Annotated in this window: 20 protein-coding genes and 3 pseudogenes; 9 read left to right on the forward strand and 14 right to left on the reverse strand. The window is 63.0% G+C overall.

The annotated features are described in order from the left end of the window. Positions 1 to 72 precede the first annotated feature (72 nt). The 6 genes from AC0L3A_RS28195 to AC0L3A_RS28220 are packed head-to-tail and all read right to left on the reverse strand — an operon-like array spanning position 73 to position 3,918. The gene (locus tag AC0L3A_RS28195; RefSeq protein WP_473255515.1) at positions 73 to 648 is read right to left on the reverse strand and encodes a hypothetical protein; all 576 of its coding nucleotides are present in this window, start codon (positions 646 to 648) and stop codon (positions 73 to 75) included. Beyond that, positions 645 to 1,124, reverse strand: a complete 480-nt coding sequence (locus AC0L3A_RS28200) for an RNA polymerase sigma factor (protein ID WP_473255516.1) — start codon at positions 1,122 to 1,124, stop codon at positions 645 to 647. Before AC0L3A_RS28200 ends, AC0L3A_RS28195 begins: the two co-directional genes overlap by 4 nt. Beyond that, positions 1,093 to 1,500: a hypothetical protein gene (locus AC0L3A_RS28205; protein ID WP_473255517.1), complete on the reverse strand. Its 408-nt coding sequence runs from the start codon at positions 1,498 to 1,500 to the stop codon at positions 1,093 to 1,095. Before AC0L3A_RS28205 ends, AC0L3A_RS28200 begins: the two co-directional genes overlap by 32 nt. Further along, positions 1,497 to 2,573 (reverse strand): nucleotidyl transferase AbiEii/AbiGii toxin family protein, encoded by a 1,077-nt coding sequence (locus AC0L3A_RS28210; RefSeq protein ID WP_473255518.1) that lies wholly within the window; start codon positions 2,571 to 2,573, stop codon positions 1,497 to 1,499. The genes AC0L3A_RS28205 and AC0L3A_RS28210 overlap by 4 nt, the downstream gene beginning before the upstream one ends. Then, complete coding sequence (locus AC0L3A_RS28215) at positions 2,570 to 3,349, reverse strand: DUF6088 family protein (RefSeq protein WP_473255519.1); 780 nt, start codon at positions 3,347 to 3,349, stop codon at positions 2,570 to 2,572. The genes AC0L3A_RS28210 and AC0L3A_RS28215 overlap by 4 nt, the downstream gene beginning before the upstream one ends. After that, complete coding sequence (locus AC0L3A_RS28220; RefSeq protein ID WP_473255520.1) at positions 3,331 to 3,918, reverse strand: hypothetical protein; 588 nt, start codon at positions 3,916 to 3,918, stop codon at positions 3,331 to 3,333. The genes AC0L3A_RS28215 and AC0L3A_RS28220 overlap by 19 nt, the downstream gene beginning before the upstream one ends. Between AC0L3A_RS28220 and AC0L3A_RS28225 the strand changes: the two are divergent. Continuing rightward, a pseudogene (locus AC0L3A_RS28225) lies at positions 3,851 to 4,051 on the forward strand (aldo/keto reductase); the annotation flags it as partial. The gene AC0L3A_RS28220 and the pseudogene AC0L3A_RS28225 sit on opposite strands and share 68 nt — an antisense overlap. Here AC0L3A_RS28225 and AC0L3A_RS28230 read toward each other — a convergent pair. Further along, positions 3,956 to 4,270, reverse strand: coding sequence for a hypothetical protein (locus tag AC0L3A_RS28230; protein WP_473255539.1), 315 nt, complete (start codon positions 4,268 to 4,270; stop codon positions 3,956 to 3,958). The pseudogene AC0L3A_RS28225 and the gene AC0L3A_RS28230 overlap by 96 nt on opposite strands. A gap of 62 nt (positions 4,271 to 4,332) precedes the next feature. Here AC0L3A_RS28230 and AC0L3A_RS28235 point away from each other — a divergent pair, with 62 nt between their 5' ends. Further along, positions 4,333 to 5,037, forward strand: a complete 705-nt coding sequence (locus tag AC0L3A_RS28235) for an autoinducer binding domain-containing protein (RefSeq protein ID WP_473255521.1) — start codon at positions 4,333 to 4,335, stop codon at positions 5,035 to 5,037. 634 nt (positions 5,038 to 5,671) lie between these two features. On the opposite strand, the gene AC0L3A_RS28240 is transcribed toward AC0L3A_RS28235, so the two are convergent. The 4 genes from AC0L3A_RS28240 to traA are packed head-to-tail and all read right to left on the reverse strand — an operon-like array spanning position 5,672 to position 11,295. Then, entirely contained in the window at positions 5,672 to 6,289 is a 618-nt protein-coding gene (locus AC0L3A_RS28240) for a TraH family protein (RefSeq protein ID WP_473255522.1), read from the reverse strand. An 11-nt stretch (positions 6,290 to 6,300) separates the two neighbouring features. Continuing rightward, positions 6,301 to 7,443, reverse strand: coding sequence for a conjugal transfer protein TraB (locus AC0L3A_RS28245; protein ID WP_473255523.1), 1,143 nt, complete (start codon positions 7,441 to 7,443; stop codon positions 6,301 to 6,303). Between the two features lie 13 nt (positions 7,444 to 7,456). After that, entirely contained in the window at positions 7,457 to 7,963 is a 507-nt protein-coding gene (gene traF, locus AC0L3A_RS28250) for a conjugative transfer signal peptidase TraF (RefSeq protein WP_473255537.1), read from the reverse strand. A 23-nt stretch (positions 7,964 to 7,986) separates the two neighbouring features. Then, a complete protein-coding gene (traA, locus tag AC0L3A_RS28255) occupies positions 7,987 to 11,295 on the reverse strand; it encodes a Ti-type conjugative transfer relaxase TraA (RefSeq protein WP_473255524.1) in 3,309 nt (1,102 codons plus the stop codon). A gap of 254 nt (positions 11,296 to 11,549) precedes the next feature. On the opposite strand from traA, the gene traC reads away from it, so the two are divergent. From traC to AC0L3A_RS28280, 5 genes and pseudogenes are all read left to right on the forward strand, one after another. Further along, positions 11,550 to 11,810, forward strand: a complete 261-nt coding sequence (traC, locus tag AC0L3A_RS28260; RefSeq protein ID WP_473255525.1) for a conjugal transfer protein TraC — start codon at positions 11,550 to 11,552, stop codon at positions 11,808 to 11,810. 4 nt (positions 11,811 to 11,814) lie between these two features. Continuing rightward, positions 11,815 to 12,030: a type IV conjugative transfer system coupling protein TraD gene (gene traD / locus AC0L3A_RS28265; protein WP_473255526.1), complete on the forward strand. Its 216-nt coding sequence runs from the start codon at positions 11,815 to 11,817 to the stop codon at positions 12,028 to 12,030. Beyond that, positions 12,017 to 13,966, forward strand: a complete 1,950-nt coding sequence (gene traG, locus AC0L3A_RS28270) for a Ti-type conjugative transfer system protein TraG (protein WP_473255527.1) — start codon at positions 12,017 to 12,019, stop codon at positions 13,964 to 13,966. The genes traD and traG overlap by 14 nt, the downstream gene beginning before the upstream one ends. Positions 13,967 to 14,229: 263 nt before the next feature. Next, entirely contained in the window at positions 14,230 to 14,583 is a 354-nt protein-coding gene (locus AC0L3A_RS28275) for a hypothetical protein (RefSeq protein WP_473255528.1), read from the forward strand. Positions 14,584 to 14,824: 241 nt separating this feature from the next. Then, a pseudogene (locus AC0L3A_RS28280) lies at positions 14,825 to 15,079 on the forward strand (WGR domain-containing protein); the annotation flags it as partial. 621 nt (positions 15,080 to 15,700) lie between these two features. Here the strand turns inward: AC0L3A_RS28280 and AC0L3A_RS28285 are convergent. Continuing rightward, entirely contained in the window at positions 15,701 to 15,844 is a 144-nt protein-coding gene (locus AC0L3A_RS28285; RefSeq protein WP_473255529.1) for a hypothetical protein, read from the reverse strand. Between the two features lie 505 nt (positions 15,845 to 16,349). After that, positions 16,350 to 16,532: a hypothetical protein gene (locus AC0L3A_RS28290; RefSeq protein WP_473255530.1), complete on the reverse strand. Its 183-nt coding sequence runs from the start codon at positions 16,530 to 16,532 to the stop codon at positions 16,350 to 16,352. Between the two features lie 516 nt (positions 16,533 to 17,048). On the opposite strand from AC0L3A_RS28290, the pseudogene AC0L3A_RS28295 reads away from it, so the two are divergent. Next, positions 17,049 to 17,242, forward strand: a pseudogene (locus tag AC0L3A_RS28295) (IS3 family transposase); the annotation flags it as partial. A gap of 994 nt (positions 17,243 to 18,236) precedes the next feature. Continuing rightward, positions 18,237 to 18,620 carry an integrase core domain-containing protein gene (locus AC0L3A_RS28300; protein ID WP_473255531.1) on the forward strand — a complete coding sequence of 128 codons (384 nt, stop codon included), beginning with the start codon at positions 18,237 to 18,239 and terminating at the stop codon, positions 18,618 to 18,620. A 44-nt stretch (positions 18,621 to 18,664) separates the two neighbouring features. On the opposite strand, the gene AC0L3A_RS28305 is transcribed toward AC0L3A_RS28300, so the two are convergent. After that, the coding region (locus AC0L3A_RS28305; protein ID WP_473255532.1) for a hypothetical protein at positions 18,665 to 18,868 on the reverse strand (204 nt) is incomplete at its 5' end.

Here is an 18,868-nt window from a genome sequence, read left to right on the forward strand (position 1 = left end):
TCAGCGCCGGCCGCGACAAGGCGAGCGTGAAGCTCTGCGGCGATCTGCCTGGCGAGCTCCACCCCATCCATGTCAGTCGACCTCGGCTAACAACCGGGCCCGCTTTTCCGTCGGGACACCGGCCTCGATGAGAACCTGCTCCAACGTGACCTGCCCGCCAACCGCAGGCTTTTTGTCGGCCTTGTAGCTGCGCGCGGCTAACTGGGACGAGCCCCACGACGCATGGAGCTGCTCGATGGTACTACCGATCGCGTCAGCAAACATCCGGAAAAAACGCTTGGGAATGCTGGTGAGCAGGACTCTCCGCTCGCGCAACGCGGTGACGACCTGTCTAGGCACGTCCATACGCTGAGCTACTGCGCGCCAATCATCGGCGGTCAGAGCCGCGAAGGGATCGGCCGCCGCCGTCGGCAGGGCCGTCGCGTGTTGCGCCCAGGCAGCGTCAAGCAATTTCGAATCGTCAGCCGTCAGCGGCCCCATCTCTTCATGACGTTCGCGGTCAAGCTCGCGCGATAGGTCCACGAGTTCCGCCGCATATTCGGGGTAAAGCTGGAGATAACTCTCCAGAGTCGCGCGATCAGGGACGGCTTCGACGGCGAACGCGTCGAGCACGTCCTCACGGGATGGCCGTGCGCCAGCGGGACTCATGGCTCGTCTCCTTCAGCTATGGCGGCCCGAATGGTGGCAAAGGCTTTGTCACGGTAGGTCCGGACGGTCTTTTCGGACCGGCCAAGGGCCTTAGGAATGGACATGACCTCTTTATCCTTGGGGTCTATGGGGTAGCCCTCTCTCAGCATATGAATGATCCTGCTTTGTTCTGGTGGCAAGGCGTCAATCGCCGCCTCCAGGCGCAACCGGTAAGCCGGATCGTCAAAATTCGACGCGGCGAAGGGATCGTAGGCGCCTGCGGCCTTCTCGACCTCCTCCGACAGTTCCCCACTTGCCTCGTCGTATTCCAGGGCTTGCGACCGGTTTTCGTCGCGCCAGGCCTGTTCCTGCGCATCACGTCGTAGGCTCGCGAGCCCGCCGTCAAACCGGACCTCGAAATAGTCGAGCTTGTCGATATAGTCGGCGCGGTCGGCCGAGAGCAGTTCAACAAACCGGCCGAAGACCTTGTCGCGCACGATGGCGCGTCAGCGATTCCGTCTTGCCGTCCCGGCTTTCCGCCTTGGGCAAGCTGCGCAGCACCCTTTCGGTCAGGATACGATAGAGCCGCTCGAACCATGCCTCGTTGTTGTCGCGGCGGCTGGCGCGGATGAAATAGATGAGACATTCGCTCGGAATGTAGGCTTGGTCGGAGCGCTTGGTAATCGCAGCCCTGGCAACCAGGGCGTCGCGCGGCAGGAGCGCGAGCTCGGCGATGAGCGCGGTCACCTTCGGATCGCGTTCATAGAGTTCACCGGTCAAGCGTCGCTTGCGGAGCGGAGTTACGACGACGTCGCCTGACAACGGCGCATCCGCCGGTGGCTTTGCGCCAGCATTGTCGATTGATCGTTTCATCGCTCTGCTTTGCCTTCGCCGGCGGTTCTATTCAGGCGCGCCTCGAGCGTGGCGACGCTCTCGAGCACCGCCTCGAACCTCGGCGGGTCGCCGAAGATCATGCCGGTCATGGCTCGGTAGTCGACACGCAGCTGCTCAATCATCTCATCATGTGGTGCAAGCACAAAGGAGCCGGGCACAGCGCTGGCGAGATCGAAATCGGGGCGGTTGAAGAACATCCGTGCGTGCGCGACGCAGTCGGCTCCGAGCGCCGGGTCCTTGATCGCGGAGGCTCCGGCCCGCGTTGGAAGCAGCTTATGGAGGTCATAATAGTGACGCGACACGCGCTGGCCGCCACCGCGCAGTTCGCCGCGCTTGTCAAACCAGCGCCGTAGGCCGTGCAGGATGACGACCTTGTCCCAGAAGGTTCGTTCGGGGTCGACGGTCCGCACGGCCTGAACGGTCAGATCAAGCGCCGGTAGATCATCGTCGACATAGGGCTTGATCGGCACTTCGCTGTTCGGATCGAGGGCGGATTTGGCGCCCGACTCGATCTTGATCGCGGCGCGAATATAATCTGATTTCGGGGTCGCCGTCGGATACCAGATCAGAAGCGTCTGCTTGTCAGCGTCTATGTCGTCGGCTTCTACCCGTGCGGAACCTGCATCAAGACCGGCGGCCTTGAGCCGATCGGCGAGGATCTTCGTTAGTTCGTTGCGTAAAGAGCCGTTGATGTAGGCCTGGCAGGCCGCCTTGATCGCGTCCAGCCGCGCGCGGCGCTTGTTGTTGCTGAGAGCATTAAGCTCCTCAATGGTCGCTGGCTCGCCGAGGTCGTCCCGAAAAACCGTGACGTCGATATCTTCGGAAAAGCGATTGATCAGGCCGAAGCCTTTAGACAACGACGTTCCGCCCTTGAATAGTAGGCGGGGCCCTCCCTCCTTCAAGCTATGGAACAGGGCGTCGAGCGTCCAGCAGACCCAGAAATCCTTTTCGATATTTTGGGATGCCGTGCCGAGGCGCTGCGCGGTCGTATCGAAGGCGCTCAACATGGCATCCGTTCCGGCTGCAAGGACCTCGTCATAAGCCCGATTCATGTTTTCCTCGCCCTGCTGCGCTTAGCTGATTGCACCTTTTTGGTCGGGTCGTCCCTGGGCCGGGCGCCGGCGGCGAGATGATGCCGATGATCATCATCGGCAGCATAGTTGGCATCGACGTGCCGATCTGGGACATTGGTATCGCCTTCGATCAGCGGCTTGAGGAACTCCCACATCCAGGTCGGAAGCGCGGTCTTGCCGACGTTGATATCGGCCTTGAGTGGTGGCCCGGTCGAGGGATCGTCGAAAAGCTTGGCTAGCTTCTGTCTAACCCGATCACTCTCGCCTGCGCGGACCAGGAGATCACGCAACCAGTGAAGTGCCTGGATGACGCGCATTGCGGGCCGGCCGGCCCAAAACAGCTTGCTGGCTGCGGTTAGACGGAAAGTGATGGTGACGTTGCCGAGCTTGATCGGTTGTTTGCGAGCGTCGGTGTGGACCACGATTTTCGCTGGCACGGCGTCGGTCAGGCCAAGGTCGTTGGCGGCGGTCATGCCGTCGACGAGCATCCGGGCTTGGTCGCGCCGACTGACGGCGTCGATGACGGAGCGCGGATCGGGGGGATTGGGCTTTTGGGTCAGCTTGTTGAAACCGAGCTGATCATAGAGCCCTCGGTCAATCCTTCTCAGGTTCTTGGTGTTGGTCAACCGCTGCAACGTTTTGTCGACGGCGTTCCGGGAGGCGAGGTCGACGAAGTCGGTTGGCGTCCAAACCTTGCGTGGCGCATCGGCCCGGATTCGCTCCAGGATTGCGGCTTTCAGTGAGTCGTCGGCCATGTCCGAAAAATGTATACCTTGTTCGGACAAAGGCAAAATGACCTGTCCGAAATTCGTATACACATTTCGGACAATCCCACCAAACTAGTCCAAATTACCCCCATCTTGACGGTTCCCGGCATTTTCCGCGAGCCACCCCGTGCCGTCTCCACCCGCATCTGGTGCAGGGCCATCAACCGCGCATAGAGTTCGGCCAGCACTCGAAACGTGCTCAGTCCGGTACGGTTCGCGAGCTCCAGATAGCCCGAATAGTTGATCTCGAACCGGCGTCCGCCCTCTGGATCCCCCAGCAATTCTCGGCAGTACTTCTCCATTGAGGCCGCGCCGGCGGGGTCGCTCTCGATTACCGCCCGCACCAGCTCCAGATGGTATTGCCAGCCGCTTTTGGCGAGTTCGAGCTGCCAAACCGCCAAATATCCCGATTTCTCGTAAGCCCGGCGGAGGTGCCGATCCTCCTCGGGATGGGCCAGCAAATAGCCGATGATGTCGTTGAGATTTTGAATGCTCTCGGACCGCTTACGGGCGGCTTTAAGAACTGCATTCGTCGCCTCTCGGCTCGAAGCCGGCAAGATCGCAGAATTGGATTCCCGTCCGCAATCGATTCGTTCAGCCGTGGAAGGGTCGCTGCGCCGATTGCGGCGCGACTACATTGACGTCCTCTATCAGCATCGTCCTGACCCAAACATTTCGGTCGAAGAGGTCGTCGGCACGATGTCGGATCTCGTGAAAGAAGGGAAAGTGCTTGAGCTTGGCCTGTCCGCTCGCGTTGAGCACCTTGGCGACGGTGGCCTTGATGCCTTCGTGGGCGTCGGAGACGACCAGCTTGACGCCACGCAGGCCACAGCGGGTAGCGCAAGAAGAGTCTAATTCGGCCAGCCGCTGTGAAAAGCTGATCAAATCAAAATAAGAACAGAATCGCAATGCTCCTCCGGTAGCGGGGCTTCATCGCTTTGGTTGAAGCTTGAGTAGAGGAGGAAGTTAGTTTGGACGGGCAGTTACAAGCGTTGATGGAGGCTGTCGATGTGGCACGCGACGAGCGCTCGATTCGCAACACGATCAAGAAATTTACTGTCTCATCCGGGTTCGACCGCTACGCCTACATCCATATTCACGGAGACGACGCGGTTGTCTTCAGCGACTATCCCACGGAGTGGCTGAACCTCTATTTTGCGAAGCGTTACACGATCATCGATCCTGTCGTGACGACTGCCAAGCGCAGCATGCGGATGTTTGCCTGGTCAGCGGCGGAGCACGAGCTGCGCAGGAGCTCACGAGAGATCAAGCAGTTCTATTCGGAGGCAGCTGACTTCGGCCTACGTTCCGGCGTTTCCGTTCCGATCAGAACGAGCTATGGGCGAGCGGCGATGATCACCCTCGCATCAGATCGGCGGCGGGTTGAGGTCCCGGCGTGGGATCCGATACAGGCGGCACTGGCGCTCGCTTGTATTCACGTTCGGCTCAGCGTGGTGTCTGACTCGTCGTTCAAAACGGGGGATGTGAGGTTGTCGACGCAGGAAGCGACCTCGCTCAGTTGGTCGTCCCACGGCAAATCAATGAATGTTATCGCGGATTTGCTTGGGATCAGACCACGAACAGTCCAATTCTACCTTGACAATGCGCGCGACAAACTCGGTGCCAGTAATCTCCAACATGCTGTTCGAATAGCAATGGAGAAGAAGTTGATCTAGCGTGAGCCTAATGGACGCCCGAGATCTTCTCGATGCTGCAACCGACTCCCGGCGTTCGGCACAGGAAGTCCGGTGCGGCAGGCGCTGCAATTGGACCAGGTCGGCGCGCGCCGGTGGTTGGACCATTCCGCTGACCTGCGGGAGGAGGCGCCTAGACATACGTCCCGCCCCTCCCGTTACGTCAGAGGATCAGGGGAGAGTCACGGTGGACACCGTCGCCAATCGGCACGTTTTTGATTCCCAAGGCAGCCCGTGCTGCCTTGTCCCTTGTAGATTGAAGTCGGGATTTGGCGGCAGCGTGGATAATCCGAGCCACTTAAACCAAGACGAGCCTGACGGAGAGAGCTTACCACCGAGCGAGCGCCGATGATGGTGACGTCCGCAACCCTGCTGATCAGATCAGAAGGAAAATTATATCAGCATCTGGCAAGGCCGCTGCATATGCCCTGGCGTTCCCGCGCGCTCGATCGTGTGCGAGAGCCCGTGGGAGCGGCGAGCTCACGGTCCAGAGAACCATCGCGATCGCGGACCCTTGCAGATCAGCATCCAAGACCTTCCGGCCGATGAGGTTGCTCCGCCGCCGATCAATCGACCGCGGCTCTCCGACCGAGGGGCAGAGGTCCTGCGCAAAGCGCTATTTCGGCTTACCGACGCCAATCCCAGTGAGATCGATTCTGATGCCCGCCTTGTTCGGATCATCCGGCTCCCTAGCCCGCTGGGTGCCATCGGCCGGCCCCCTCGCAGGGCTCGCCGCCTCGGCCGCGGCCTTGTCGCGAGGGTCGGACGCCCGCGTGCTGGCCGGCAGGCTGCCGGGATCGGGCTCGTCGAATACATATTTTCCGTCGAAATAGCCGGTTTTCCAGGCGTCAATCGCTGCGCCGAACGCCTCGTCGATTTCAGTGCCATACCATGTCGCGACGATGCGATAGACCTTGCCGAACAGCGCGGTGCCTATCCTGATATTTGTGCAGGCATCGACCAGATCAGGGTTGAGCTCAGCAACGTTGGCGGCGCCGAGCCCGGCCGGATATTGGGTGACGCCGACGCGGACCATGGCTTGGCCGACGTAACGGCGTATCAGCTCCATGGCATCATCCGGCGTCTTGGGCGGTGTGATCAGGATGACGCGGTTTCCGGTCCGGACCGTGACGGCGAGCGGATCGGGTGCCCCGACCGCCCGTATGAATTTCTCGACGATCGCAGGCTTCAAACCCGGATCGGCGCATCGATCAATGGTGGCTGCATCGATCATGATGATCCCCTTCAGCTGTTGAAGGCGAGCACGAGCGGCAGCCCGAACAGGCGCGCCCAGGCTTCGGTGCTGGCTCGCTGAATCGCGACCACGTTGGTTCGGGCGGCCCACCAGTCGTTGCCGATCGCGACAAGCACGTCGGGCGCATGGAGCATCGACTGTAGGACGGGCCAGATGAGCAACTGCTCGTAACAGATCAGCGGCGCGACGCGCCGGCCGGCGGACTCCACGACGGGATTGCTGAAGAAGGTGGCCCTGGCGCCTCCGCCCTGCCCGGTCCATGCCAGCCAGGGTTGCCACATCGAGACGGGGACCGGCATGCGCTCGCCATAGAGCCGGCGCGTGCGCCCGGCGCTGATCTCCACCATGGCGTTGTCGTAGCTTTCGCGACCGACGATCACCGCACCAGCGATCACCGTAATGTCGGTGCCGCGAAGGCCTTTCATCCAGAAGCCGCTCGTGGTCGGCGTCCACAGCCCGGCCGCACTTTCTGGAAGCACGACAATTTGCGCTCCGGCCCCGCCCGCTTCGCGCACGCGCTGGAGAAGCGCTTGGGCCTGGTCGAGATCCGGAGATCGACCGAGCGCGCTGCCAAGCTCGGTATTCAGACCAGCCCATCCGGCTGGTTGCGCTGGCGCAGTCCAATGCGCGGCCGACCCGATCCAGAAGCCGCCGGCGACGACCGCCGCGATGGGCCACTTGCCGGTCGTCATTGTGAGCAGGATGGCCGCGGTCGTGCCCAGTCCCCACCATCCCCATCCCGGAAACAAAACCCCGGCCGCGGTGATCGGCTGCGCCCATCCGACGATCCCAAAAGGCGGCACGCTCATCAGGATCGCAGCACATCCAAACCGAAGCGCCCTCTCCCATCCTGGGCGGCTTTGCCACAGTGCCGCGTGGACAAGGACGAAGACGGCTGCGGCGCCAATCCACAGGGCGATGCCGACACCGAGATCAGTGCCGTAGAAGTTGACGACACCTTGGGGCAGCCCGCGTGATGCCGCAAGGACATAGGCGGCGCTCACTGCCGCCGAGATCACCCGCGAGCGGGCCAAAGCCCACAGCATTGGAAAGGCGCAGGCGAGTGGCAGAGCGAGCGCGTGACCACACCAGGCAATCGCGCCGACCGCAGCCGCCGCGGCGACCATCGCCACGCCGCGCCAGAGCTCATGGACCGAAAACGAACACGGGCCGCGCGAGGCCGAGAAGGCCCGATGACGGGATCGGGCCGAAGTAACGGGAATCATAGGAGCCTGCGAAATCGGAGTGGAGATAGAGCTCGCCAGCGGGAATGACGCCGCCCGCGAACGGCGCGAGAACACGGCCGGCGCTGTCAGTCCGCCGGAGGTCGGAATGGGGGAGCGGATGGCCGTCGATGAAGACCTGATCAGCGACGTCAACCTGGTGGCCAGCGAGGGCGGCGACGGTCTTGATGAGCGGGCTTAAGCCCCCAGCGCACAATCCGCGCGGGATGTAGCCGCGCGCGAATGCGCGTTGGAACTCGGCGGTGTCCGGCGGACAGATGAAGACGAGATCGCCGGCAGCGGCCGCCCGATTCAGAGGCTCGATCTGCCACAGGCCGCGCGGATAGCTCGGCGTCATATTGATTCGCAGCCCGGCGCACCAGCCGGTGCCGGCTACGGCGGCAACGAGGCCTGCGCCTGCCAGCACGATCACCAAGGCGAAGCGCCGAACGCTCACTTCAGGGTCTGTCCCTGCCGCGGGGTCAGACGCAGCGCCTCGGCCTGCTTGAGGGCCTGCGCGGTGCGCTCCAGGGTGGCGAGCTGCTGTGCCGCACGCATCACAGGCCAGGCTTCCTTCAGCTGCTCCCGCCGCGCCGGATCCATGCCGGCGGTCGCCTTCTGGAAGGCCCGCCCATCGGGTCCGCTCGCGGCATTCGGCAGGAATGTACGATCGCCAAAGCGCTCGGCGATGGCCTTCTTGAAGCTGTCGATCTCCGCTTTCACAAGTCCGTCCGCGGAGGCCAATTCGATCGCGCTCGGCTGGTCGTTGCGATCGATCGCATCGCGCACCCGCGCCAGCACCCGCTGCGCCTCACGCGACAAAGCAGGGATGTCGATGGCGACACGATGCCGGATCGCGCGTTCCTCGGCCTCATACTTGTGCCCGGCCTCGGCGCGCAGACGCACGTAGCGCTCGATGTCGTGCTTGAGCGCCGCCACATTGGCCTCGGCGCGCCGACGCAGCTGCTTCTCGGCCTGACCCGCCAGCAGCCCGATCTTGCCGCGCAGAGCCCCGAAGGACTCCGGGCTCGAGGCAAGACGCGCCATCGTCGAGCTCGCGGCCGCGGGATCCCTCAGCAGGACGTCAAAATTCGTCGCGCGGAACGCGCGCTCGGGATCGGCAAAGACGAGGCGGAAGCGGGTGGAGACATCCTCCCATTGCTTCTTGATGGCGGGGTCGGCGAGGATCCTGTCCTCGACCGTGTTGATGAGGGATCTGGGGAACGTCGTGACGCCCGCGACCATGGGCTTGGCCTTCGTCTGTGCGGTGCTGATGATGGGATTGCGGCCCTCGACGAGGCCGAGTTTTGCGGCGAGCGCGCCCAACCGGGCAGCGATGTCGGCCAGGCGTTGCTTCTGGCGAACCGTCCAGCACAGGCGATCGCTCATGAGCGTGCGTGCCACCTTGACGATGTGCAGTCCGCGGGCCGCGGCAAAGCGCAGCGCATCGCGATAGAGGCTGCCGCGGTCGTAATCGAGGGTGGTCTCCTTGGCCCGCCGCTGCGACAGGATCGCAACGAGGCCACCGGCCTTCTGGAACGAACGCCGGCCGTAATAGAGCGCCACATCCTCGCGATGGCGGGTCAGCGCGACATAGGTCAGATGCTTGTCCAGCGACAGCGTTGCCAGCACCTTGACCCGATCGACCGTGACCCCTTGCGCCTTGTGCACCGTCGTCGCATAGCCGTGGTCGATGTTGCGATAGACGCGCTGATCGATTTCGACGCGGCGGCAGTCCTCGCCCTCACCGATCTCGGCGAGCAGGCGCGCAGGACCGGCTTCCACGACCCTGCCGATCATGCCGTTCTTGACCCCGAGCGAGCCCTCGTTCTTCAGGAAGACGATCTGGTCGCGCGCTGCAAACCGGCGCTCGCCATCCTCGGTGCGGAAGGCATGTCCCGGTTCGACCAAACCGCGCGCCACGAGTTTGGCCCGCGCCATCTCGTTGAGCGCGCGGACGTCGCGGCGAAGATGGGCCAGGATCAAAGTCGATTTGGACGGATCATAGTCACGGTTCCAGTCGGCGATGAGACTTTCGATCGCCTGCGCCTTCAACTCCGAGCCGAACAGGCGTCCATGATCGCGATAGGCGGACAGGGCCTCTCCCGTCCGGCCACGGGCAAGATTGAGCGAGGCGTCGCGCATCCATTGCTGGCGCTGGCGATAGATGGTCTCGAGCTCGGCATAGCCGGTGCGCTCGAGGATCGCGCGAAACGCCGCGCCGGCTTCGATCGGCTGGAGCTGCTCGGGATCGCCGACCAGGACGAGCTTGGCCCCCGCCTTTGACGCGGTTTCGACGACCAGCGCCATCTGGCGCGAGGCGACCATGCCGGCCTCGTCCAGGACAAAAATGGTTTGATCATCGAGGCCGTCGCGGCCGCCTTTCCATCGTAATTCCCAGGAGGCGAGCGTCCGGGATTCGATGCCCGCCTCCTTCTGCAATCCCTCGGCCGCCTTGCCCGCCAGGGCGCCGCCGACCACGCGGTAGCCGGCGGCTTCCCACATTTCGCGCGCAGCCCGCATCATCGTGGTCTTGCCGGCGCCGGCCCGGCCGACAACCGCCGCGATCCGCTCTCCAGAGGCCAAGTGCGCGATGGCTGAGCGCTGCTCGGCCGAGAGCTTGGCGTGCCGCGCGGACACGGCTGAAACGACCGGTGCCTGCACGGCGAAAGCCGCACTGCCCGACAGGTGGACCGCGCGCCGCACCATCTCCGCTTCGAGCCGGATCAGCTCGCGCGTGGCATATTTAGCCGGCGTTCGAGCCCCCGTGGCAAAGTCGACCGACTCGACGTCCAGCCGCAGAGCCTCGGGGCTTTGCAGCACCCGCGCCATCAAGTGCTGGAAGGTGCCGGCATCCTCGACATAGCGATGCAGCAGCTTGCCGACATCCCGCTCGTCGAACACGCTGCGTTCCCGCGAAATCATGTCGAGCACGATCTCGGGACGGCGCTGGATTCGTCTCAGCGTCTCGGCCCGGGTCTCCTCAAAGACACGCAGCCGTTCGAGGTTGGGATCGCGCCCCTCGCGCTTGGCCCGGCGTTGGATCGCCTTGGCAGCAACCCCGATATGGGTGGTCGGCGCGACGTCGATGCCGCGCTCGGCGTAGGAGCGTCCATCGACGCGAATGTCGTGACCGTTCAGAGCCAGATGCTGGTTCTGCAGGTCGAGCCAGCCGTTGCGCTGCTCGAGGAACTGCTGTTTGCCGCCGGCCCACAGCCGGTACGCGATCTTGCCGGATTGCATGCGCAACGGCTGCCCGTCGTCGCCGATGACCGCGACCCGCTTTGGCCCAAATCCGGCTTCGGTGAGGGGTCGCAGCGTCGTCATCAGGTGGATATGCGGATTGCCCGGCTCATCATGATAGACCCAATCCGCCATTTGTCCGCGCGACAGCACCTGCTCGAGCACGAACTGGCGTACCAGCGCGATGTTCTGGTCTGTCGTCAGCTCGGCCGGCAGCGCAATGATGAACTCCTTGGCGAACTGCGCATCCCCCCGCGTCTCGAAGGCCTCGACCTTGTTCCAGAAGGCCTCCGAGGCACCGGCGACGGAGCGATCGGCGATCATGGTCCGGAGCCAGGCGGGCGCGTCGGCCGGCACCAGGAACTCCTCGTGGATCATGCCGCGCTTATTGGAATAGTCGACGGTGCGGCCCTCGGCCTCGAACGCCATCCTCGCGCAATGCCGGTAGGCGGCGGCCAGCACGGCGCTGCGGCCATCGCCGCGTCCGATGAGCTGGGGCGTGAAATGGGTGATGGCCACGGCAGGAAGCGATCCTTGAGACGAACGAACATGCAGTTCCGTCGGAATCGCTCTGCCCGTGCGTGGGCGGGAAGCAGGACGTCGCGTCAGCGACGTATTACTGCGCCCTTGGAAGCCGCTCCTTCGGAACGGCGGGATGATCTTCCAAAGCGTCGGCTTCGCCGACCCCGTTAATTACCCGGGTCGCGCTTCGCGCTCACCCCGGCTTTGCTGTCGAGCGCTTCGCGCCATCGTGACAGGAAAGGTCTTCCGGAATGAAAAAGCCCTCGCGGCAGATCAGGGACGAAATCGCACGGCTCCAGGAGCAGTTGAAGCAGGCTGAAACGCGCGAGGCCGAGCGCATCGGCCGCATCGCGCTCAAGGCCGGAATGGGAGAGATAGAGATCGAGGAAGCGGCGCTGCTCTCGGCATTCGAGGAGATCGCCGGCCGGTTTCGCAAGGACGGGCGCAGAGCCGCCAACGCGGCTACGGCGATCCCGCCTGTCGCGCCTGCGGGCGTGGCTGAACAGGGCTGAACGCATGCGGCGCTCCGATGCCAGCGATGCCCGCAAGAAGGACACCCGGGAGAAGATCGAGCTTGGCGGCCTGATCGCCAAGGCGGGGCTGCGCTACGAGAAGCGGGCGCTGCTGCTCGGCCTGTTGATCGATGCCGCCGACCGTCTGCGGGGTAACGAGGCGGAACGCGAGCGCTTGACGGCGATTGGCGTGAAGGCGTTCGGCCATGAAAGCAAATAGGATTGCGCTGGCGCTCGCGCCGGCCGTGCTGATGGCGGGCATGTGCGTTGCCTTGACCGGCCTCGAAGCGTGGCTTTCCAAGTTCGGGACTACCCCGAACGCGCGGTTGGTGCTCGGCCGGATTGGCATCGCCCTGCCCTACCTGATGAGCTCGGTGATCGCCGTGGTCTTCCTGTTCGCAGCCGCGGGTGCGACCGCGATCCGCTCCGCCGGCTGGGGCGTCACGTGCGGCGGTCTCCTTGTGGTCGCGATCGCCGCCTCGCGCGAGATCGCACGGCTGCATTCCTTCGCCAACGCCCTGCCCTCTGGAGACCGGCTTTTGAGTTATGCCGATCCCTCCACCATCATCGGAGCGATGTGCGCGGCGCTCGTGGCCGTGTTCGGGTTGCGGGTAGCCATCAGGGGCAATGCCGCCTTCGCGGCCGCTGAGCCGCGCCGCATCCGGGGGCAGCGCGCCATCCATGGCGAGGCCAACTGGATGGCGATGACCGAGGCTGCGCGGCTGTTTCCGGTGGGGGGTGGCATGGTGGTCGGGGAACGCTATCGGGTCGATCGAGATCCAGGTGCCGAGCCGTCCTTCCGCGCCGACGACCCGGAGACATGGGGCACCGGCGGCAAGTCCGCTCTGCTCTGCTTCGATGCGTCCTTTGGCTCGTCGCACGGCATCGTGTTCGCCGGGTCCGGCGGCTTCAAGACGACATCCGTCACGGTGCCGACAGCGCTGAAATGGGGCAGCGGCCTGGTCGTCCTCGACCCCTCGAACGAGGTCGCACCCATGGTCCGGCGACACCGGCACGAGGCGGGCCGGCAGGTGTTCGTGCTCGACCCGCGATCCTCGGCGATCGGCTTCAATGTGCTCGACTGGATCGGCCAGCACGGCGCAACAAAGGAGGAGGACATTGCCGCGGTGGCGTCATGGATCATGACCGACAATCCGCGCCAGGGCTCGGCGCGGGACGACTTCTTTCGGGCTTCGGCCTTGCAACTGCTGACGGCGCTGATCGCCGATGTCTGCCTGTCCGGTCATACGGAACTCCAGCATCAGCACCTGCGCCAGGTCCGCGCCAATTTGTCTGAGCCGGAGCCGAAGCTGCGCCAGCGGCTGCAGTCGATTTACGACAACTCCGCCTCCGGATTCGTGCAAGAGAACGTCGCGCCCTTTATCGCCATGACCCCGGAAACCTTCAGCGGCGTCTATGCCAATGCGGTCAAGGAAACCCACTGGCTCTCCTACGGCAACTATGCGGCGCTGGTGTCTGGATCGAGCTTCACGACGGCCGAGCTCGCGCAAGGTCGGACCGACGTCTTCATCAATCTCGACCTGAAGACGTTGGAAAATCATGCAGGACTCGCCCGGACCATCATCGGCTCGCTGCTCAACGCGATTTACAATCGCAACGGAGACGTGCCCGGCCGCACCCTGTTCCTGCTCGATGAGGTCGCCCGCCTCGGCTACTTACGCATTCTCGAAACCGCGCGCGATGCCGGACGCAAATACGGCATCACCCTCTTGATGCTGTACCAGTCCATCGGCCAAATGCGCGAGGCCTATGGCGGCCGTGACGCCACCAGCAAATGGTTCGAGAGCGCCTCCTGGATTTCCTTTTCGGCGATCAACGATCCCGAAACCGCCGACTACATCTCCAAGCGCTGCGGCGACACGACCGTCGAGGTCGATCAGTTGAGCCGATCCTCGCAGATGTCGGGTTCCTCCCGGACGCGGTCCAAGCAGCTCGCGCGCCGGCCGCTGATGCTGCCCCATGAGGTTCTGCGGATGCGGACCGACGAGCAGGTCATCTTCACCGCCGGCAACCCGCCGCTGCGCTGCGGACGCGCGATCTGGTTCCGGCGCGCCGACATGCGAGCCTGCGTCGGTGAGAACAAGTTCCACCGGAGAGACGCTGGTCGCGTAGCTGATGATCGTGAAACGTCGTGACGGGAGTATAGAGAGGCGCAGTTCCCCGCAGAGACAGTAGAGCCGTCCCGAGAGAACCCACCGATTCCCTATCGATGGAAAAGAGGAGGCATTGTATCGGCGAGCTCGGGCCCACCATCGTCGGACCTCCACCGGACTCGGCAGACCATCACTGGTCCAGGCTCCCCGAGGGAGAAGCAGGACCGAGTGTCAAACAGCGGCCCTGCTGCAGCCAAGGCCGGGGGCGAGTCCTGGTGAGATCGAATTCGCGACGGAGAAAGTAGATGAGCCAAGACAGCAGTCTCGAAAGCGAAACTGTGAAAGCGATACAGCGCTATCGCGAGGCGCTTGCATTGGTGGAAAACCTGGAACAAGAGGACGCTTGCGCGGACCGGGCGCTGACGCGCACGCTGCTCGATTTGCCGCGAACACTGCGAAACGGAGCGGCACCGCATCTCAAGAAACGCCTTTTTGAGATTTGCTCCGCAGCTGTTGCGCGGTCGGACCGAATGGCGGCCGACCTGCTCGAGGCGACCTCGAGATTGGAGTCCGCCCGCTTAAGTTTGGCTCTCCTGGTCCGGCAATTGGGATATATTCCAAAAGTAGCACTTCGGCCGGATGCCGATGAGACCCACTGAGTCCAACTAAGAGACCTTAGCAAGATCGGAAGCTCGGTTTGAGAGCGGCGGCCCACGCGTCCGTCGATGCAGGGAGCACCGCCGCAGTTCCCCGACGCGGCTTCATACTACTCCATGAATGCTACCGCTGCCCCAGGTGAACGATCGCTGCACTCGAAGTACGGAGACAATGAATCGTTTAGCCCTGATCGATTCAAAGAAAGCATTGGACCTCGATTCCGCGAGGAGCCAGACTCCACGCATGCCGAACCGCAAGCAAAAGCCGCTTTACCTTCGCCGCATCGACGCTGCCCGCAACATGCGACGATTTTACCTGCTTTCGATTCAGCCGACTTTATTCGGCGGGATCTCGCTGATCCGCAACTGGGGCCGGATTGGCACGAGCGGGCAGGTCATGATCCAAACCTTCGAGGACAGCACGGAAGCTGGGGAAGCATTCGCACGGCTCGAGCGCGCCAAGTGCCGGCGCGGATATGCCTCTGCTGAGGAGAAAGTCAGAGGTTTCGTCAGTTATTGCTACGTTCTGTTCAGCGAAGTTCAGCGCCAGGTCGCCGGGCAACTTGGCTTGTTGGAAGAAAAACGAGAATGCCCTCTCGGTTTGGTCTATCGTCTTCTCGATCAACTGCCGCACATCGCTAGGCACGTCCACAATTTGGTTCTTCATTGCCTACTGCCAGCTGCTGGCGGAGCGGCCCCGCCATCAACCCTCAGGCCCCAAGCCGGGGTCGTCTCTAAGCCGCGCGGCCCTGCCTTACTCCTCAACGGCGGAGCTCGGAGACGGTTCGCCCGAGCCCCTGGCAACCCCAACAGCGTCCTCCCGTCTAGGACCGCTCGGTAGGCTGACAAACTTAAATCACGCGAGGCTTGAATGGTCCGTGCACTTCGGTCGGGGCGGCCATACCTTGGGCGGCGAGCTTTGAAGCAGCGCGATCGACGCTGCAATCTGCTCCCGAGATCGGCGGAGCATTTCCGCCGTCATCTGCTTGCTGCCGAATTGAGACTTAGCGAGGGGGCCGTTTCAGATTGATTGTCGGTGAGCATGGCAGGGTCCCGCCTGACCACCGCAACATCAAGCCAGGTGAGAAATGCCGCTGCCGCGCTGTGCGCCGCCGGCAGATCAGAAGCTCCGGCGCTTCGTGGCGCCGGCAGGCAAGCTCGACCGGACCGGGCTGGTCTGGTGGCTACCCCAGATCAGAACCCCGGCGAAAACCACGAACATCGCGACTACGACGGCCGAAACCAGAATCGAATCAATAGGCATTGCGACCTCCTGTTAGGACCCGGTCGACTATGCATAAAGGAGCGGATGTGCGCTTTGATGCGGATCAAACCACCGCCATCAACATTCGTTGGGGCGGTCACCTTCCTGACGCCAGCGGCGTTCCGGGTAATGGTGAGCGCCACAGACGCCCCTCCTCGATCCGGCCGCACGGTCAGACAGTGGTTCCTCGGTTGCGTTGGCGTGTCGCAACCCGATCCTGCCGGAGAACTGCCGGTGACTACCGCAAAGCCGCCCGCCCGCTACGGCGCTATGGGGGCGCGCGTCCGGGCGGCTTTGCTACCGAGCTACACCACCACCGGGGACACGACCTCTTGCAAGTAACAACTGCTGACCTCGAACATCGACCTTAACCCAACCGAGGTCCCGGCTGGCAGCTTGTTCGCCGGGATCGGACGCTTCACAACTGCTCTACCGGCGGCCGAACTGGCAATCGGTCAGCGCGTGATGGCGCGGCGGGGCTGGGTCTAACGGGGCAAGGCCCTCGCTACAACTCGCAGGCGTCGACCTCCTCGTCCGAGAACTTCTCGCTCTCCAGGTTCAGCCGATCCATCGCCTCCTCCAACTCCCCCGTGACCACGGCGTAGTCCTCGAACGTGTTCGAACGTCCGATGTGGATTTCTATCAGCCGCCGAAGCTCGGTCCTGAACTCATATTTGCTGACGGTCATCAGTCTCCTCCGTGAGCCCGGCGCCCCATAGCCGTTCTAGGAGTGCCGCTCGCGCCCTATCGCTCTGTCCGATCGCCGCAATATAGGCGCGCAGAAGGCGTATTACGGCCACACGCACCACCCCGTCCGTGTTGATCTCATCTGCATCATGCGGTTGACTTGTTGCGCCACGCTTAAGGTTCTCCCGGCACCCGCCCTCAATCTGGAGGGCATCGAGCAGCAAGATGATCGCTCGCAAGAACTTGGCGTCGACAGTCTGGTACCGTGGTCGGTCGTGCTGCATTACCCCAAGGCTACTCAACCCGCACTCTCCTCGCCACTACCAGCTCCCGTAGGTCTGGCCTTACCCCAATATGTGGAACGGCCGGCGTGCCAAAAGCGTTTTCAGTCGATTTCACACATCGGAGCCGTGATCTGGCGAACTGGTTTAAAGCGTGCGGCGTCACCAGCGTGGCGATGGAATTCACCGGCGTCTATTGGAGTCCCGGTCTATGAGATCCTGGAGCAGCGCGGATTTGCTGGCGGGCCGACTGCAACGCTACGCGACCCGCACTCGCAGTTCGGATGGAGAACCCCGTCCGAGTTCGCGATGACCTGCCACCCGCGCCGGGATCTGGCGCTGCGCTATGCCGACCTCCGCGCCAGCCCCCGTCGCTGCCACCGCCCAACCGGGCAAATCCAACGGCACGGGCGAACTCAGGACTGGATAACACTTGGGGAAGGTCATTCGGGGTTCTTTCTCGCCGACACCACCGAGGCATGCAGAGCGATCTCAGCAACGGAGGCGTCGAGCACGATTAGCGACGGCGCCGCTAGTCTAATCGTAGCCGGGACCGCTGGGGATATCCCGAGCGACACGGGCGCTCCATTGGACCGCTAAATTCAGCAGAGCGATCGCGCTCCAGTCTCGTCCGCCTGCTCTCGATTGTGGAAAATAGGGAAGCAGTAACGTGGCATAGTCGCGGCCCTCGTCTTTTTGGTCGCGGTCATGCCCGCCCACACCTTGGCGGTTCCTCGCCTGTCAGAAACGACAGGGTCCTTGCGACAGTGGCGCTAGCAGACGGGCTCGCGGTTGCCGCCCCTCGCGGCAACACCTCTCGCGTTCGAGCACATTCTGAGGCAGCAAGCCTTACGTATTGAAATCCGATAGCTACCCCTGGTAGTTTCCACTTTTACCCGAGCTATTTGCCCTGAAGCCGTCCTGATCGTGTTTTTTCTCCTGGGAGGACATTTATGCGAGGCTCTCGCGCAATCCTTTACGCCGAACGACTTAGCGAACTCACTTCTCAGCTCTCAGAATTGGAAGATCTTCGACGTTTGGTGGAAGAAGCAGAGCGCCGCGCCCGCGGTGTGCTTCCATTACGCTTGACACGTCCTGCTTGGCGCCGCCATCGAAGCCGTGAACCAGGCGCCTCGTCTGTCCGCCTCCGTCGCCACGCGCGACCGAGCAGGAATGCAGGCGTTATCAGTCCACCTGACAACGACAACCAAGTCGAGTGGACTTTGCTGGAGGCCTTCCCCGATGGATGGTGGGCTTCCCCCTAAGGTCTCTCCAAGCGCTGACTTGAAGAAGAGATCGCTCCAATGCTGGCGGCCCACTACCCTGAAAAGACACCAGATCGGAGTGTGACGTGGCCGCAGTCATGCAATGAAGGGCATTTCGCCAATGGACGAATTCGCGATGCTTCTCGCCGAGCTAGACCGGTGCCGGACAGAATTCCAGCACCTGCAGAAGAACTCAATCTGGCGACCGGCGCCGGGCCGACCGACATAGCAGCGCTTCAACACGCGGCGCGCCGGATGAGCGGCATCGCACACGTCTTCATCGAGCGGCTGTGGCGGTCGCTCAAGCATGAGGACATCTATCTCAAGGGCTATGCCGATGGCCGGGAGGCCAAAGCAGGGATCGCCAGCTGGATCGCCTTCTACAACGATCGCCGCCTTCATCAGGCGCATGGCTATCGCACGCCGATGGCGGTCTGGCGCGAACGGACGTTGGCCGCGAAGGCTGTGGACATGGTGGACAACGCTGACGCGTTGACCACATGCCCACAGCAACTGCAGGAGACAGAGTCTCTGGCAGCGTGATAGAAAGGGATCAGGAGCGGTCAGTTTCCAACTAACAAACCAGTTCAACCGGTCCCGCTCCGCGGGTCCATTTCATATCCGCGCAGATGGATCAGCACTAAGTTGCCCCGCCTCGGCAGTCGCACAAGCTTATCGAGGATGTACTGCGGGGCGCCTTCTTTGATCTCTACGCCGTACCCGTAAACCAGCCCGTCGTCGTTGGCGATCTCGTGTATCGTATACTCGATTTCATTTAGTTCATCGGGCGT

Source organism: Bradyrhizobium sp. MI1.3 (assembly GCF_055811695.1).